The sequence below is a fragment of the Clostridium sp. JS66 genome (assembly GCF_033561535.1).
Lineage (GTDB): Bacteria > Bacillota > Clostridia > Clostridiales > Clostridiaceae > Clostridium_AM > Clostridium_AM carboxidivorans.
In genome coordinates, this window is record NZ_CP131467.1 from 1,593,436 (window position 1) to 1,610,352 (window position 16,917).

General features: G+C 26.2%; 13 protein-coding genes and 2 pseudogenes. 9 read left to right on the forward strand and 6 right to left on the reverse strand.

What is annotated here, in order from left to right; all coding sequences use genetic code 11:
* Positions 1 to 106: 106 nt before the first annotated feature.
* From Q6H37_RS07575 to Q6H37_RS07585, 3 genes are all read right to left on the reverse strand, one after another.
* Positions 107 to 1,144 carry a radical SAM/SPASM domain-containing protein gene (locus Q6H37_RS07575; protein ID WP_318740582.1) on the reverse strand — a complete coding sequence of 346 codons (1,038 nt, stop codon included), beginning with the start codon at positions 1,142 to 1,144 and terminating at the stop codon, positions 107 to 109.
* Position 1,145: 1 nt separating this feature from the next.
* Positions 1,146 to 2,051 carry a hypothetical protein gene (locus Q6H37_RS07580; RefSeq protein ID WP_318740584.1) on the reverse strand — a complete coding sequence of 302 codons (906 nt, stop codon included), beginning with the start codon at positions 2,049 to 2,051 and terminating at the stop codon, positions 1,146 to 1,148.
* A 450-nt stretch (positions 2,052 to 2,501) separates the two neighbouring features.
* A complete protein-coding gene (locus tag Q6H37_RS07585; RefSeq protein WP_318740585.1) occupies positions 2,502 to 2,672 on the reverse strand; it encodes a hypothetical protein in 171 nt (56 codons plus the stop codon).
* 843 nt (positions 2,673 to 3,515) lie between these two features.
* Between Q6H37_RS07585 and Q6H37_RS07590 the strand changes: the two genes are divergently transcribed.
* The 6 genes and pseudogenes from Q6H37_RS07590 to Q6H37_RS07615 all read left to right on the forward strand — a co-directional run bounded on the left by Q6H37_RS07590 (position 3,516) and on the right by Q6H37_RS07615 (position 10,607).
* Positions 3,516 to 5,363: an ABC transporter ATP-binding protein gene (locus Q6H37_RS07590; protein WP_318740587.1), complete on the forward strand. Its 1,848-nt coding sequence runs from the start codon at positions 3,516 to 3,518 to the stop codon at positions 5,361 to 5,363.
* A 45-nt stretch (positions 5,364 to 5,408) separates the two neighbouring features.
* A pseudogene (locus Q6H37_RS07595) lies at positions 5,409 to 5,698 on the forward strand (ATP-binding cassette domain-containing protein); the annotation flags it as partial.
* 657 nt (positions 5,699 to 6,355) lie between these two features.
* Positions 6,356 to 6,520: a gallidermin/nisin family lantibiotic gene (locus Q6H37_RS07600; RefSeq protein WP_318740589.1), complete on the forward strand. Its 165-nt coding sequence runs from the start codon at positions 6,356 to 6,358 to the stop codon at positions 6,518 to 6,520.
* A 55-nt stretch (positions 6,521 to 6,575) separates the two neighbouring features.
* Positions 6,576 to 6,740, forward strand: coding sequence for a gallidermin/nisin family lantibiotic (locus Q6H37_RS07605; RefSeq protein ID WP_318740591.1), 165 nt, complete (start codon positions 6,576 to 6,578; stop codon positions 6,738 to 6,740).
* Positions 6,741 to 6,883: 143 nt separating this feature from the next.
* A complete protein-coding gene (locus tag Q6H37_RS07610) occupies positions 6,884 to 10,093 on the forward strand; it encodes a lantibiotic dehydratase (protein ID WP_318740593.1) in 3,210 nt (1,069 codons plus the stop codon).
* 22 nt (positions 10,094 to 10,115) lie between these two features.
* A complete protein-coding gene (locus Q6H37_RS07615) occupies positions 10,116 to 10,607 on the forward strand; it encodes a lanthionine synthetase LanC family protein (protein ID WP_318740595.1) in 492 nt (163 codons plus the stop codon).
* Positions 10,608 to 10,810: 203 nt separating this feature from the next.
* Here the strand turns inward: Q6H37_RS07615 and Q6H37_RS07620 are convergent, their stop codons facing one another.
* The 3 genes from Q6H37_RS07620 to Q6H37_RS07630 form a co-directional block, all read right to left on the reverse strand.
* Complete coding sequence (locus Q6H37_RS07620) at positions 10,811 to 11,617, reverse strand: ExeA family protein (RefSeq protein WP_318733562.1); 807 nt, start codon at positions 11,615 to 11,617, stop codon at positions 10,811 to 10,813.
* A gap of 15 nt (positions 11,618 to 11,632) precedes the next feature.
* On the reverse strand, positions 11,633 to 12,892 hold the full coding sequence (locus Q6H37_RS07625; RefSeq protein WP_318734736.1) for a DDE-type integrase/transposase/recombinase: 1,260 nt from the start codon (positions 12,890 to 12,892) through the stop codon (positions 11,633 to 11,635).
* Positions 12,893 to 13,098: 206 nt separating this feature from the next.
* Positions 13,099 to 13,653, reverse strand: a complete 555-nt coding sequence (locus Q6H37_RS07630; RefSeq protein ID WP_318742904.1) for a DUF6431 domain-containing protein — start codon at positions 13,651 to 13,653, stop codon at positions 13,099 to 13,101.
* Positions 13,654 to 13,849: 196 nt separating this feature from the next.
* On the opposite strand from Q6H37_RS07630, the pseudogene Q6H37_RS07635 reads away from it, so the two are divergent.
* The 3 genes and pseudogenes from Q6H37_RS07635 to Q6H37_RS07645 all read left to right on the forward strand — a co-directional run.
* Positions 13,850 to 14,683 (forward strand): annotated as a pseudogene (locus Q6H37_RS07635) (lanthionine synthetase C family protein); the annotation flags it as partial.
* A gap of 94 nt (positions 14,684 to 14,777) precedes the next feature.
* On the forward strand, positions 14,778 to 15,467 hold the full coding sequence (locus Q6H37_RS07640) for a response regulator transcription factor (RefSeq protein WP_318740596.1): 690 nt from the start codon (positions 14,778 to 14,780) through the stop codon (positions 15,465 to 15,467).
* Complete coding sequence (locus Q6H37_RS07645) at positions 15,460 to 16,875, forward strand: HAMP domain-containing sensor histidine kinase (protein WP_318740598.1); 1,416 nt, start codon at positions 15,460 to 15,462, stop codon at positions 16,873 to 16,875. The genes Q6H37_RS07640 and Q6H37_RS07645 overlap by 8 nt, the downstream gene beginning before the upstream one ends.
* Positions 16,876 to 16,917 lie beyond the last annotated feature (42 nt).

The following is a 16,917-nucleotide window of genomic DNA, read 5'->3' on the forward strand; positions in this document are numbered from 1 at the left end:
ATGAATTGGTAGAATGACTTAGTTTTGGTAATAAATTTAAAACAGAATTCCATCCTTTGTTTTATTTGAATGTACTTATATAATAAAACAAAGGATGGAATTTTTTTTATTTATAAATGATAGGGCAGCAGTTATCTGCTTGTTTATAATCCTTATACAGTGCATAAGATAAACATTTTAGTCCTCCCCTGCATTTTTCTGAGTATGCACATTTAAAACATTTATCAGGAATATTTTTATTTCTCAAGTCTTTGAATACATTATTATTAAAATAAATATCCTTTAGAGAAGTTTTAAGAGCATTTCCACATGGTATAGGCATTCGTCTGCAGGGAAGTACATCGCCATTTTCAAGAATAGTAATTAATGAGTCTCCTGCACTGCATCCATAAGGCATTTCTCCACTTTTTAGAAATTGCAAAGCTCGATTAGAATAAATTTCAAGACCAGCTAGTTTATTTCTAAGAGTTTTCTTCTTTTCATTAACTATTATGGAGAAATATTCTAAAGCCTCTTTAGAAGTAAATAACATGTCCAACATATCCTGTCCATTTCCTATAGGAACAAGTCTATCGGTCCATAATTTTGAAGCCCTATATTTTCGTGCATACCTGGCAACTACAGGAAAATCTTTATAATTACCTTTGTGTGCTGTAAATGATACTAAAGTTCTTATATTGTGTTTTCTGAGTATTTTAACAGCATTCCAAGTTCTATGAAAATTTCCTTTGCCTCTTAAAGCATCATGAGTTTCTCTATTTCCATCAATACTTACTTGTATATGAGCTGCATTTAAACTTTCCAATTTTTTAGCTATGTCATCTGTAATATAACTGCCATTAGTAAGTATTCCAAAAGAGAAATACTTCTTATTTTTACTAAATACATTCAATATCTGAAGAAAGTCTTTTCTAGTGAAAGGTTCTCCTCCTGTTATATTTATATGTCCTCTAATAAAATCTTTATTTTTACTTTTTGAATAAAGTCTTAATAGGTCTTTATATTGCTCTAAAATATTAAGAATTTCATTAAATGAAAGCTCTTCTCCTGCATAGGATTCTTGATAACAGTGTTTGCACCTTTGATTACATTTTGCTGTTATATGCCATTGCAAGGTTAATCGGCTAGTTGGTACACAAAACAAATTAATTCACCCCACATCCACCGCATGATGAACAACCGCTGCAAGATGAGCCTCCTCCTCCTGAAGTATTATTTGAAGATGAATTAATAGAAGAATGATTATCTTGATTTGCTATTATAGAGCTAAATAAAATTGTTTCAGGATAATTTATCAATGAAGTTGGTCCATATAGACACATAGAATATTCTAATTGTTCATCTGATGCTTTTGACGAAGAAACTTTTGGATATTTTGATTCCATTTTATCTATTACTAATGGTCTATACCTGACTTTATTAATTAAGGCGTAAATAAATAACATCCATACATAAAGAACTACTAGTGCCAAAACAGGCTTTTTGTTAATAATGCCTAGACAAAGTTTGATTATAAATGGGATTGTTAAAGCTAAGAAGCCTACTGTACTTATAATTTTTTCATTATCATTGAATGAATTGATATTAACAGATTTTTTATTCTCTAGTTTTTTTCTAGTTTTTTTAATGAGATTTTCAACTTTTTTAAGCAAAATTTTTGAATGCATGATACTATTTGGGGTATCTCTATTATCATAATGCTTTAAAATCTCCAGTTCTATTTCATCTGGAACCAAGAAAGAGAGCTTACTATCTTTATTTGTTTTAAAATAAGGATTAGTTTTATCACCTTCCAATGAAAGATATTTGTCCTTCCATAGCTTATAAAGATAGAACTCAATAATTTCACTGCATACATTGGTATCTTTTATTACTATTAATTCTATTGGTGTTATTAAATCTTCTTGAAGTATCTCTTTATGATATCTATGTTTCAATCTAGTTCTAGTAAAAAATAGAGAAATTCTTGTAAAAAAAATAACGCATAAAACATATTTAAAAAATAGTAAAAGAAATTGAGGCCCAGGTATACTTTTTAAATAGTGTATCACTTTAATCACTTACCTTTATATTTTTTAATTAGCTTATCAGATATTTATCCAAGAATATTATACCATGAATTTCTATAAAGCCTGATGATTTCAGATTTATCTGACACTAGAGGGCATTTTGTAGATCTATAATATTTTGAATTCATGAAATTTTATAGCAATAGGAGACTTCATTCAAGCTTAAGGTTTATGCCTTCAAATGAATTTTATAACATTCATTTTGGAGAAAAACTAACTAACATTGAAATTAGAGTGTAAATTTAAGAAAAACAAAGAATTTGTTAGGTTTTGTCCAAAACAAAGGGGTCAATCCGTTCGCATCCGAATGGCCATTCTTTTTAAGTGATTGATATACCCCAAACTCAGAAAGGACCGTATTTAATATGAATACTTCCTTTTAATTTTAAATTATATTTGAGCTAATATCTTAGCTTTTACTTTATTGATTTTTTAATTAGAACTCTCTTTACTAATAACTTCATTATCAGATTGTTTCTTTTTTTCAGTATAAACTTTTTGTGACTTATTTAAGAAATTCATAATATTAATACCTGTTAATGCTTCTGCAGTTTCAGGAAGTTGAGATACGATATCACTTACATAACCTGTAATCTTTGACACAACTGTACTTTTTCCGTCACCTGATCAATTGTCAATAATAATAATTTTTGAGTTTTAGATAATGATTCTGAGACAGCCTTTGCAATTTTAGGAGATTTTTCTATGATCATTTGTGCCATAACTGTATCATTATATTGCTTATATGTTTCTGCTTTTTTCATCGCCTACTAAGAGTATTTTTCCATTCAAATTGCACACCCCCGTAATTTTTAAGTAAAGCATGTTTTGTTATAGAATTATAGCAGACAATATAAGTTTTATACAAATATTAAATATAATTATGATTGATTTAAAGTTTTATAACAGCAAGCTTATTGTTTGTTCATTTTTGTATTAGCCTTAAGCAATATTTTAGTTTTGATTTTTTAAAAAAAGTAAAAAATTAGTAATAATTATGAAAAAGTTTAGAAAAAAATTAGAAATTTATGATAGAATTGTAAATAAGGAAGGAGGAAGAAAGAATGGCAAAATGTAATGATTTTCATTTAAATGTAAAAATAATTGATACTATCAATAATATAATAAAAACAGTTATATATAATAAAATACAAATTTAAAGTATGCTAAAAATGATATACTGCTTTAGCAATAAGTATAATTCAAATTATTAGGTATGGAATATGTTTGTATTATTTGGGCTTATTTGTTATAATTTAGCGAATATGGTAATTATGTTGCATAACATAAAATTGACTCAGGAATTAATGAATCGTGCAATAAGTTTTTGCAAGATAATAATCATAGAAGATTTTTTTATAACTTTAAATAATTTAATGTTTTTAGATTGCAAAATAGGTGGAAATAAAGAAAATTATTTAAAAATACATAAAAAGGAAAATAATTATGGAAAATGTAAATAAATCTATAAAATTAAAAGATATATGTGAATCATTTAAATATTGGCCGAGAATATTTAAATTATTGTGGAGTACAAATGGAAGATATTTGGTAATCATACTGATTTTAACTGTAGTAAGTGGCTGTATGCCTACAGCATCACTTATTGCTACTCAAAATGTTATAAATTCAATACAAACTGGTACAAATAAACCACTTGCATATATTGTTATTCCTTTTGTAATGCTTATAGCTGTTTCGTTAGCATCAGATATTATATCGGGCATAAAAGGATATTATGATAGTATGTTTCAGAACTTGTTAAACTATAACTTAAATACAATAATTATGGAAAAAGCAAATAGTTTAAATCTTGCAGATTTTGAGAACTCAAGTGTATATGATAAATTAACAAGAGCACAAAATGAAGTTAGTTTTAGACCGTATCAAATATTTTCATCAATTATATCTATGATATCTGGAGTAGTTACACTTATGTCATCTCTGTTAATTTTATTATTGTGGAAAAGTTGGATTGTTTTGCTTCTTATATTTATACCATTAGTTTCTTCTATATATACTCTTAAAATAGGACAAATGGAGTTTTTAATTCATTGGAATAGAGCTCCACGAGAAAGAAGAGCATGGTATATAAGTTTCCTTTCAACAAGGGATACTGCGTTTAAAGAATTAAAATTATATAATCTTGGAAAATATCTTTTGGAAAAGTATAAGGAAATTAATAATTCATTTATAAAGGAAGACAGATATATACTAAAAAAGAAAACAATAATTTTGTTCCTATCTGAAATGATAAGTCAGATTTCTGGAGACATTATAGTATTTATGATAATATGGTCTGCATTTTCAAAGCAAATACTAATAGGAAGGGCAGTAGGACTTATAAGAGCAGTATCCTTAGTACAAACAAATGTAGAAAGCATTATAAATTTGATGTTTAATATGTATGAAAATAATTTATTTGTAAAACAATTATTTGAATTTATGGATGTTAGTGTAGATAATGATGAATCTGATAAAAAGTTTTATGAAAATCTTGAAAGTATAGAAAGCATAGAATTTAAAAATGTATATTTCAAATATGAAAATTCTAATGAATATGCACTAAAAAACGTAAGTTTTAAAATATCAAAGGGTGAAGTAGTTGCTATAGTTGGAAAAAATGGATCTGGTAAAACTACATTAGTAAAAGTATTAACAAGATTATATGATATTGAGAAAGGTGAAATTTTAATTAATAATATACCGATAAATAAATTTAGTAAAAAAGATTTTAGAAAGAAATTAGGAACCGTATTTCAAGATTTTATACGCTATGAGTTAACTGTAAGAGAAAACATAGGTTTTGGTAATATTAGGGAACTTCATAATAATGAAAAAATTATAAATGCAGCTAAAAATTCAGGAGTATACAACATAATAAAAAATTTACCTGAACAATTAGATGCACAACTTGGAATGTGGTTTTCAGATGGGCATCAGCTTTCAGGAGGACAATGGCAAAAAATTGCATTAGCAAGGGCATTTATGACAGATGCTGAATTATTTATTTTAGATGAACCTAGTTCAGCTTTAGATCCTATATCAGAAAAAGAAATGTTTCAAAATTTCTTTAATTTAATTGATAATAAAATAGGTATATTCATTACTCATAGATTTGTTAATGCAAAATTTGCAGATAAGATAATAGTTATAGAAAATGGAGAAATTATAGAGTATGGAAACCATGAGGAACTTTTAAAAAGAAAGGGATACTATGAATTCCTATATAATACACAAAATGGTTTTTTAATATCTAATAATGTAAAAATCAATACTGTAGGAATTGAATAAATATAATTAGCTTTAAAATTGATAAAAGTTTAAGAAGATGTATAAGTGGAAATAAAAAAGATTGAGACCAAAAATCTGTCTAAGAAAGTTAGTAAAAAAGAAATAATAAAAGATGCATCATTTGAAATTTGTAAAGGAGATATATGTGTCTTTTTAGGTCCTAATGGAGCTGGAAAAACTACAATAATACGATTGCTTAAATGAAACAAAGACTTGGAATTGCACAAGCTTTATTAAACAATCCAGAATTAATGATATTGGACGAACTTATTAATGAGCTAGATCCAATTGGAATGAGGAAATTAAGGAAATTTATACTTAAACTTCAAAGAGACAGAGGAATACAGAATAGGTCAGCTTAGAATGATTATCATAAGATCATACCTCATTTCATTTATATTAATTGTTTTTTTAGGAAGCTTACTACTGTGGCAAAAACGAAACTGGTTATTTTAAATTTTAATATTGTTTTATAAAGGTATCTAAAAATTGATTTGTAACTTTTTTAGATACCTTTTAAATTGTTGCAAATTATACATAAACGCATCCTATTGCTTGAAAAAGTATGTAATGCTAAAAATATTTCCACATTAAGTTAATTTTTTCTTTTAGCAAATTCTGTTTTTGCTCAGTTTATCCAAAAATTCAATTGAGAATATTTTTTACATTGTTTATTAGTATCTTTAGTCTCTTGTGTATTTTATGATAACTTTTCTTACATTCAATTTCTTAAAAAATTATATCATAAAACAAATTTTGGAGATATTAGATTGATGGGTATAATTCTTACTCGATTAAAAGTAATTTTCATGTAATAAATCTATTGCTATGTGATTAATTATAAATTCTTTTTTATAGATAAGTTATTTTATTATATTACATTATGTTACATTTAATTATTAAATTTGAAAAAAAGATTAAAAATAGAAAAAACTTTAGAAAAATTTTAGAAATTAATGGTAAAATCATAATTGAAAAAGGGGGTGAGAAAAATGGCTAAATTTGATGATTTTGAATTAGATTTAAAGATAAATGTGGACAAAAATAACACAGTAAAACCTAATCTTACTAGTGTAGCATTATGTACACCAGGTTGTGGAGAAACCGTTTATACATGTATACAAAATTGTGCAGGGGTAACCTATTTTACATGTTGATAGATTACAGTGTTATAAAAATAATTTATAATAATTAAAATGGAGACAAGAAAAGATGGCTAAATTTGATGATTTTGAATTAGATTTAAAGGTAAATATAGACAAGGACAACACAGTAAAACCTAATCTTACTAGTGTAGCATTATGTACACCAGGATGCTCATATACTATGACATATGGATCTGCATGTTGTGTAGTACAAAAACGTACATCTCATTAATCAAGTGAATCTAATTTTATTTGTAATTAAAAGATACTTTGAATATTAAGTCATGTTCATACAACTAATATTTAAAGTATCTTTTACATAAATTTATAAAAAAATATTTTATTACAATACATATTTAAAAGGTGGGGAGTAACATGATTAAGACAAAGAAAAATTATACTGATTTGGGAAAATTCATGATTAGGGTTCCTATGTTAGCTTATGAAATTTATAAAAATTTTTATTATGAAAATAAAGATAAGAGTTTAAATAATGATTCATTACTGGAAATATGTAATAATAACATTTTTAAAGAGGCTGTATTAGTATCAAGCAAAGATTTGTATGACAGAATAAATAGATTTATTAAAGATAAAGATGAAAGTAAAATGGATAAGTTTAAAGAATCTATTAGCAAATATTTAATAAGAATGAGTACAAGAACTACACCGTTTGGTATGTATTCAGGAATAGCAGTTGGAAACATAGAAAATAAAAACAACATAATAGTTAATGAATCAGAAAATATTAAAAGAAGTAGAGTAGATATAGAATGGTTATATAACATAATAAAAAAACTTGAGAATGATATAGAAGTCAATAAAAAATTAACTTTTATTGATAATAGCAGTATTCTTTTTAAGGGAAATAGAGCAAGCATACCATATAATACATCAAAATTAAAGTCAAATGAAAGAATAAATGAAATATCTATAAGAGCTACAAATGCCTTCCATATTATATACAAATTGTGTAAAATAAAAAGCAGAAATTATACGGATATTGTAAATAGTTTAATAAAAATGTATCCAAATACAGATAAGAAAAGGATAGAGCAGTTTCTTAATCAGTTAATAGAAAAAGAATTCTTAATTTCAAACTTAAGACCACCACTAACATGTAACTGTGAATTAGAATATTTAATAAATGAACTAGAAGATAAATCTATTAATAATGATGATATATTATACAAACTTAGAGAGATTAAGGATTTAATTGATAAATATAATACTATTAAGATAGGCGAAGGAGAAAAAACATATATTAATATATATAATAAAATGAATTTGATTCAAGAATCTAAAACACCACTTCAAGTAGATAGTAAAATTTCATTTTCTAAGTGCAGTATAGATAGAAAAGTAGTAGAAAATGTAAATGATTTCATAGAGATGGTTTTAAAATTATCATTGCCATTAAAAGGGAAAGACACACCAATGGAAAGTTATAAAGGTGAATTCATGGAAAGATATGGTGAAAATAGAGAAGTAGAACTTTTAGAAGTGTTAGATAATGATATTGGAATAGGATCACCATTATCATATTTGTATCCTAAAAACAATAGAAAAATTTATAATAAACCAACAAAGTTTATATCGGATAAGGTAAGCAAGTATTTTTGGCTAAAATATTATCAAGCTGTACACAATAACACATATATTGAAATTAAGGATGATGAAATTAACAGCTTAGATTTAAAAGAAGTAAATGTTGATGAAATGCCTTTATCATTAGATTTGAATTTTATGCTAACATCATCCTCACAAAAAAGTTTTGAACAAGGGGAATATGAATTAAATCTTGGACCTAATATAGGAGCTAGTTCAGCAGGTAGAACATTTGGAAGGTTTACCCATATATTAGCAGAAGAAAAAGGACTTTTTAAGGAAATTGATGACAAAGAAAGAGCATTGTTAAATGACGAAAATACGGAGTTTTGTGAAATAGTATATTTACCTAATACAATAAGAAGTGCAAATGTAGTAAGAAATTGTAACAATAGAAAATATGAAATTGCTATATGTACAAACAGTTCAAAAGATGAAAAACATACTATATCATTGGATGATTTGGTATTAGGTATTGATAATAATGGATTGTTTTATGTAAAAAGTAAAATGCTAAACAAAAAGTTGATTATAACTAATAATAATATGCTTAATAACATAGGAGCATCTAATGTTTGTAGATTTTTAAAAGAAGTATCTCAAGATGGAATTAGAGAATGGTCAGATTTGCCATGGTGGGTTATATATGAAAATATGGTTTATATACCAAGAATAAAGTATAAAAATATAACAGTATCATTAGCAAAATGGAAGCTAGACAAAATTAACATGAATTTTGTAAATATAAAAAAGGATAATTTGACTTATGATATTTTTATTCATGAGTTTACTAATAAAAAGAATATATATGATATACCTGATTATGTGTATATAACGGATGCGGATAATAGGGTATTGTTAAATTTAAAAAATGATAAATGTTTAAAGTTATTATACGAAAATTTTAAGCATAACTTTGAAAGTGAAATAATAATAACAGAGGTAGAAGATAATATAGAAAATGCTATAGAAGGAGAACATGGAAGGTACATTGCTGAAATTGTTATTCCTATAATAAGATGCAAACCTAATAGCTTAAAACGAGTAACAAACAATTTAAATAATAATGTACTATCAAGTATACCTTCTGTAAGATTAAAGAGACCTTTTCAGGAATGGATATTCTTAAAATTATATGGAATAAGATCAAGGGAAGAAGAATTTATTTCTTTCTATATTCAAGAATTGTGTCAAAATTTTATAGATAATAAATATATTTATAAGTATTTCTTTATGAGATATGCGGATCCAGTTCCACATATTAGGTTAAGATTGAATGGTGAAATGATAAAATTGTTACAAGTATATCCTATTATAGATAAATGGATTGAAAAGTTATTTCATGATGGGATTATAAGTGACTATAATTTAAGTTGTTATGATAGAGAGATTGAAAGATATGGTGGAGTAAACCTTATTGATTCAGCCGAAAATGTTTTTTTTAAAGATAGTTTAGTTGTAGAAAATATTTTAAGAGAAAAAAAATTAGGTAACATAACCTTGGAAATACAGAAAATAGCAATGATAAGCATGATACATTATATGAATAATTTTAAATATGAATATAATGACCAGTTACAATGGTTGAACAGTATTATTGAAAGCAAGGAACATAGAGATGAATTTAAAGAAAATAGAAAAGAATACATGAATTTATGCAACGATTATAACAATTGGGAAAATCTAAGAAAAAGAAAGGATGGAGATTTAATATTAAATATTCTTAATATTAGAAATGAAGCAGTTAGAGAATATAGAGATAGAGTAGAAAAAGAAACTCAGCTCACGAACACAAATGAAAATATTTTAGCTGGTATTATACACTTGCATTGTAATAGATTATTAGGAGTAGATAGAGAGTTAGAAAGAAAACTAATGGCATTAACTAGGCATACATTATATGCTTTAAAATATATAAAAACTGTGGACGAAAAAAATAAGATGAATTTTAAGGATATTGTAAAAGTACAGCATTAATGTTATGAAGTATGGAGGAAATATGAATACAAAAGTTATAGAAATAATAAAAAATCTGGCTATAAAGTTCAAAGATTATCACTATATATACAACATGTGTAGAGACAGAAAAAATTATATTAAATATGAGAACGAAGAAATTGAAACATGGGGTGAATTAACATTAAGTAATGGTTTTACAGCTTTACCAATGATATATGGTGAATTACAAGAACACTTTCCAGAGGAAGCATGGGAAGATATTGGACATGAATATATGAAACTAATAGTAAAACTAATAGAAAAAAATGGATTTTATAACCTGTCTATGTTTAGTGGTGCATCAGGAGTAGGACTTGCAACAATTTGTGTATCTAAAAATAGAACAAGATATAAAAAGATAGTAAATGAAATCAACAACTTCATACAACTTTATTTTCAATATTATATGAATATGTGCAACGAAAAAAAATATGTTGATTCAAATGATTATGATGTAATTCAAGGATTAACTGTTACGCGTCAAATTATTTAAGCTATTCAAAGTCAAATTATTTCAACCTAAATTAAGTAATAATATGGTAAAAATGCAGATTAAATAATCTTACGATAGAAAAAAATATGTAAAAAGTCAAATTAAATCAACCTTTCTTCACAATATCCACAATGTATAAAATATGAAAATTAGACAATTAATATAGGTATAAAAAAACACTGCCAAGTAAGCAGTGTTTAAAATTAAATTGTAAGGTCAATTTCGCTTTGAGCTTTATAAACTATTTCAGCATTAATAGAGGAAAGTTTTTGATTAGCACCAGAAATAAGACACATTCTCGTTAGAGAATTTAAAGGTCTTATAGAGCCATTTGTGGTTGAATACATAAGTTCAAATGCATCATCAGTAAAAATAGGTTCTATGCAGCCTGCGGCTTTAAGCATTGAAATTATGTAGGGTTTACATTCTTCTGGCGTTAGCCCTCGTAAGCAATAATTCATTAAAATTCGCTGGCGCAGCGCTTCATGAATTTGTCTGCTGAGTTGAAGTAAAAAGTTAGGTTGACCTGAAAGAATTAGCATAGCATAATTCTTTGAATCCATATTAAAGTTAAATATAATTCTTAAATCATCAAGGATGGAATTGCTTAAAAACTGACATTCATCTAATATAATGACTGGGGTTATATTTTTACTATGACTATAAGTGTATATAGCTTCCTGTATTTGTTTAAACATAGTAACTTTTTTACAGGCAGGAATTATTCCAAGACCATCACAAAGAGCTCTGTAAAAATCCATGACCGTTAAGGTCGAAATAGGAATATATATACATTTATATAAATTGGGGTTGAGTGAATTTACAAAATAACGGAGTAGGAAAGACTTACCTACTCCGGGTTCACCAGTAAGTACACCAATGCCCAAAACAGATTTTAAAAATTCTAATCTGCTTAATGCGTGATTAAAGTCTTGGAATTTAAAGCTGTGTGTTAAATCAATATTTTTATCAAATGGGTCAAAGGTTAACCCATAAAAAGTTTTATACATAATATCAACCTCCGGTTAGTTAGCTTTAAAGGCAGAAAAATCAACAGAATCATTATTAGATCTTCTAACCTTTGAGTTATCAATTTTTTTTAGTGGGAAAATAGTATCTGTAAGCTTAGCATCTTCAGAGAAGATGTATGCTTTATCAAGTGAAGTAGGATCATAACGAATATTTATTTTTTCTCTTACATACTTTAATGGAACTTCAAATAATTTAGTTCCTATGGATACTGTGGAGTCATTTTTAACAGTACGTTGAACTTTATATAAAAATAAATGATCAAGTTCACTTTTAGAGGAAACAAACCTTAAATTTTCAATATTATTCATATATTTATCAAAGGGTGTAGAATTTATTGATGAATGAAAGGTTTTGTTATAGTGATTAACATAAGTCAATAGAGATTCATTCAAAATGTCTATTGACTTAAAATCACCCCAGTTTATTGAATTCATCCATTGTTTTTGCATTGTTTGAAACCACCTTTCAATTTTACCTTTCGATTGAGGAGAATATGGCCTAGCAAAGCTTAAAATAGACCCAAGTGAAGCACATATAAGTTGAAACTGTTCACTTTTATATATCTTTCCGTTATCAACAAAAACTTTTTTAGGAATACCTTTAGATGCTACCGCATCTTTAAAAACAGCCATAAGAGACAATAAATCATCTTTAAAAAATACTTTACATCCAACAATAAGCCTACTAGCATCATCAAGGAAAGCTATAATATAAGTTTTATATTTTCTGCCTTGAATAGTGAGATAAGGTCCAACAGATACATCAGACTGCCAACATTCATTCGCATATTCAAATTCAAAGGCTCTTCTATCTTGAGGCGCCAGCTTTTGAGGTGCTATATTAGCCTGTTTTATGAATCTAGTTATTGTAGAAAGAGATATATTGTTTTCATTTTCAAATCCTTTGGCAATAACTTCATGATATATATGTTTAGCAGTTTTTTTGGGGGAATTAATTTTGCAGTTTATAATGAACTGCTTTGTTTCTTGCGAAATTTTTCTTGAACAACCTTTGTCATCTCTTGTTTTAGGATATAAACCGTCTATACCATGTTTCCTATATAAGGTTAACCAACCTTTAATTGTAGCCGGAGAATACTCTTTTCTTCCGCCGTTAGGCATAGTATAAGATTTAGCAGCAATTTCTGATAAATATTCTTTAACAGAAGATTGAGTAAAAGTATTAGTGATTATAGGTGCAATTAGAGAGTATCTAAACAGAGCTATTTTTTGGCTTAATTCATGAGATATCATAATTAAATGCCTCCTTCAACTTTGAGTTTATTTTCATTTTTAATTATGTACCTCAATAATCAGCCTTAACCGTTAAAAGTTGTGTGGAAAAATATAAGAACTTCAAAATAAAATTTAAAAGTTGAGACAAGTTTTAAGTAAATAAGCATTAAAAAAATAAGAAGTGTTTAATTTGATAAAGGGCAAAAAAACTAAAGCTTCTGTAATTAAGGTTTACAGAAAAAATATTTAGGCATATCTAAGAAAAATCTTAAATTAAAATCATATCTTAAACGTGAAAAATCAGTAATCATTGTAAGTAAATTGGATGGAAAAACATTTTTGGTATCAGGGCAAAATATTTTAAGTTGTGCAAAAAATAGGCGAATAGCCGTTAAAGAAGTTATTAGTCTGCTTTTCCAAAATGATAAATGAGTTTTGTTTATGGATAACATACAATTTATAGAGTTAACAAACTTAATAATTTTGCTAAATGAGTAATTAAATTTAAACATAATAATAAGGCAAGTTAATATAACATGATAGGTGTATTGTCTATAAGGTATTATGAAACTTGGAATAAGAGAGTACGTCTTATGGCATGATTTGCACCTATATCTAATGATAACTACTCTATAAGCTTTGTTAAATGTAATCAAATTTCTATAGTAGAATCCATGTCTATATAGTTTTCCTTCATATCCGCATGCTTCGCATCCATATTTTATGGGAAACCTATTATACTTATTAAGCTTATTATATTTTCTTATGCCGTAAGGCATCTTTATTATTTCTATCACTTTTTTTCAGTCCTATAAAATTTTTTTATATTTTTAAATTATAGTCAGATTAAATAATCTTATTCTTTTTGTGTCAGATTATTTAATCTGACGTAAAAAGAAAGGCTATTATAATTTACTTTTTTTGAACCTGTTATTAAGCAAATAAATTGCTTAATAACAATTAACAGGTTTAGGCAGATATTGTATGATTTTTAAAGATGATTCTAGATTCAAAAAAATATTGGAAGATATATTAATTTACCTAGTTAAATTAACAAAAGATATAGAATTTAATAATCATATGATTCCAGGATGGCATATAGGAAGTGAAAATCAATTTTTAAAATCTGACAAGGAAAAGTATAAAAATGGTAATTTCAACTTAGGGTTATCACATGGAATACCGGGTCCAATGTTATTAATGAGTTATGCATATGAAAATAATATAATAGTGGATAATCAAGAAAAAGCTATAAGGAAAATAGCAGATTTTCTAATGAAATTTAATTATAAAATCAATAATTCAATTAAATGGACAACTGTTATATCATTTGAAGAATTTATAAATGGAAAAATACATGACAAATATTCAAGAGATGCCTGGTGCTATGGAACTCCAGGGGTTGCATATGCATTGTTAAAAACAGGAAAAGTATTGAATGATAAAAAATATGTAGAGCTTGCCAAAAGTGCGTTTCATGGTGTAATGAGGCAAGATAATTTAGAGGGCATATTTTCACCTACTTTTTGTCATGGGTTTTGTGGGATAATGTATATAGCATATAGATTTTATGAGGAAACAAATGAAAAAAAATTTAAAGATTTTGCGGATGATATGGAGGAAAAGGTATTAAAGTTTTATGATGAAAAGGATCCATTTGGATTTTCAAATATTGAATTACAAGAAAAAAACTTAAAAAAATTAGATTTTATTGGACTTTTAGATGGTGTAGTAGGCGTAATTTTATCCATATTAGCAGTAGAATTGGGCAAAAAAACTCCATGGGATTATGCTTTTTTACTATCTTAAATATTATGTAAATTTGTAATGAAATTGATTATGTGAGATAAATTGTATATAATTAGCTTAATATATAGATATGAAAAGTAAAAGAGGGAATATTATGTGTAAAAAAATACTTGTAATTGATGATGAAGAACAAATAGGAGATATGATAAAAAATTATTTAGAATTATATAAGTATAAAGTTATTAAAACAACAAGTTATTTTGAAGCAGAAAAAAAGCTTGGTGAGGATATTGATCTTATATTATTGGATATTATGATGCCTAAAGTAGACGGATTTAAGGTTTGCAGAAAAATAAGGGAACAAATACAATGCCCAATAGTGTTTTTGAGTGCAAAGGATATGGAAGATGATAAAATACAAGCTCTTTCACTAGGTGGAGATGATTATATTACAAAGCCATTCAGTTTAAAAGAACTAAAAGCTAGGATAGAATCTCATATAAGAAGAGAAGAAAGAATTAAAACAAAAAATAGAAAATGTTTTACTTGTGGAAAAATAAGAATAGATTTAGAGTGCAAGGAAGTATTTTGTAATGGTCATAAGCTATGCTTAACAAAAAAAGAATATGAATTAATAGAAATTTTAATTTTGAATAAAGGAAAGGTATTTTCTAAAGTAGACATATTTGAAAAAGTTTGGGGATATAATTGTGAAAGTGATATAGAGACAGTTACAGAACATATAAAGAAAGTAAGAAATAAAATTAGACAATATGATGATGAAAATTCATATATAGACACCATTTGGGGAATGGGATATAAGTGGGAGAAAAAAAATGTTTAAAAAACTATCTATAAGAAAAAGTGTTATGAAATTAATGGTATATATATTTGCTTTTTCATTTGTAACCACAATTATTTTTGAAGGAATAGAAGGATATATATTAGTGTCCACTAGTAGAAATGCTAATTATTATGAGTCATTAGTAAGTAAAGCAACAAAAGAAATAATAAAAAATCAAATAGAGCTGCTAGATAAAGATAATTTTGATATAAGAATTCTAGATAAAAATTTAAAAGGAGAAGTTCTTCAATTAAATGGGAATCATATTAGTGGTGATAGATTATATGAAGGTGGAAATTTAACAAGTAAATTAAACATAAGTCATATTAACAAAAATTATGGGGAAAAGTATATTCCACTTCAAAATAAAACAGGAGAAATCAAAGGAGTATACTATTTAAGATATCCTTTTGGATTTTCAGAAGTAAATGTGGAGTATAATATTAAAAATATCATTTTGTATGTTGCAATGATGATTACCCCTTTTTTAGTTACACTTATTTATACATTAATTTTTATGAGAATATTTTATACTGAAACAAAATATAAATTTGATAAGTTTGAAGATTGGGTAGTTAAAATAAAAAACAATAATTTTAATTTTATGGTAGATGATTTTGGTGATACAGAATTTGGAAGATTAGCATATCATTTTAATGGAATGAGAATGCAATTAAAAGAATCTGTTGAAAAAAATATACGAATGGGGAATCAAAAACAAGTTATGATAGCCTCACTTGCACATGATATAAGAACGCCTATTACAGTAATAAAAGGATATTGTGAGTTTTTATGTGAGATTGCGGATAAAAGAGAAAATAATTTATTAAAGTACTTAGAAATTATTGATGAAAATTGTGGAAAGATAATATTTCTTTTAAATAATTTAATTATTATATCAAAAATGGAGGGAGTAGGATTAGTTATAAAAAGAGAACCTATTGATTTATGGGAATGGGTTAATAAAAAAATTATGGAATTCTCTATTGTAGCTAAAAGTAAAAATGTAAAAATTAATTTAGTATATGAAGAATACAAGGACAAGCATGAAGAATATATATTGGATGCTTTACTTTTAGATAGGGTTATAAGTAATATTCTACATAATAGTTTAAGATTCACACCTAATAATGGAGAAATTAATGTAAGATTTAAATGTGAACATGATAAAATCTTTTTTTTATTTCAGGATAATGGAAAAGGTTTTGATGAGAATATAATTGAACATCATTTAGATATGTTTTTTACTTGTGATAAAAATAGTTCTAAAGGCGAGCATCACTTTGGATTAGGAATTTATATTATAAAAATCATAATTGAAAAAAATGAAGGTAATGTAAAATTTTACAATCATGAAAATGGAGGAGCTGTTGTAGAGGGATTCATAAAATCATGTAGAGTAATTTGAATATATAAGTATATGTTAAAAATGAAAATTTGTTATAATTTC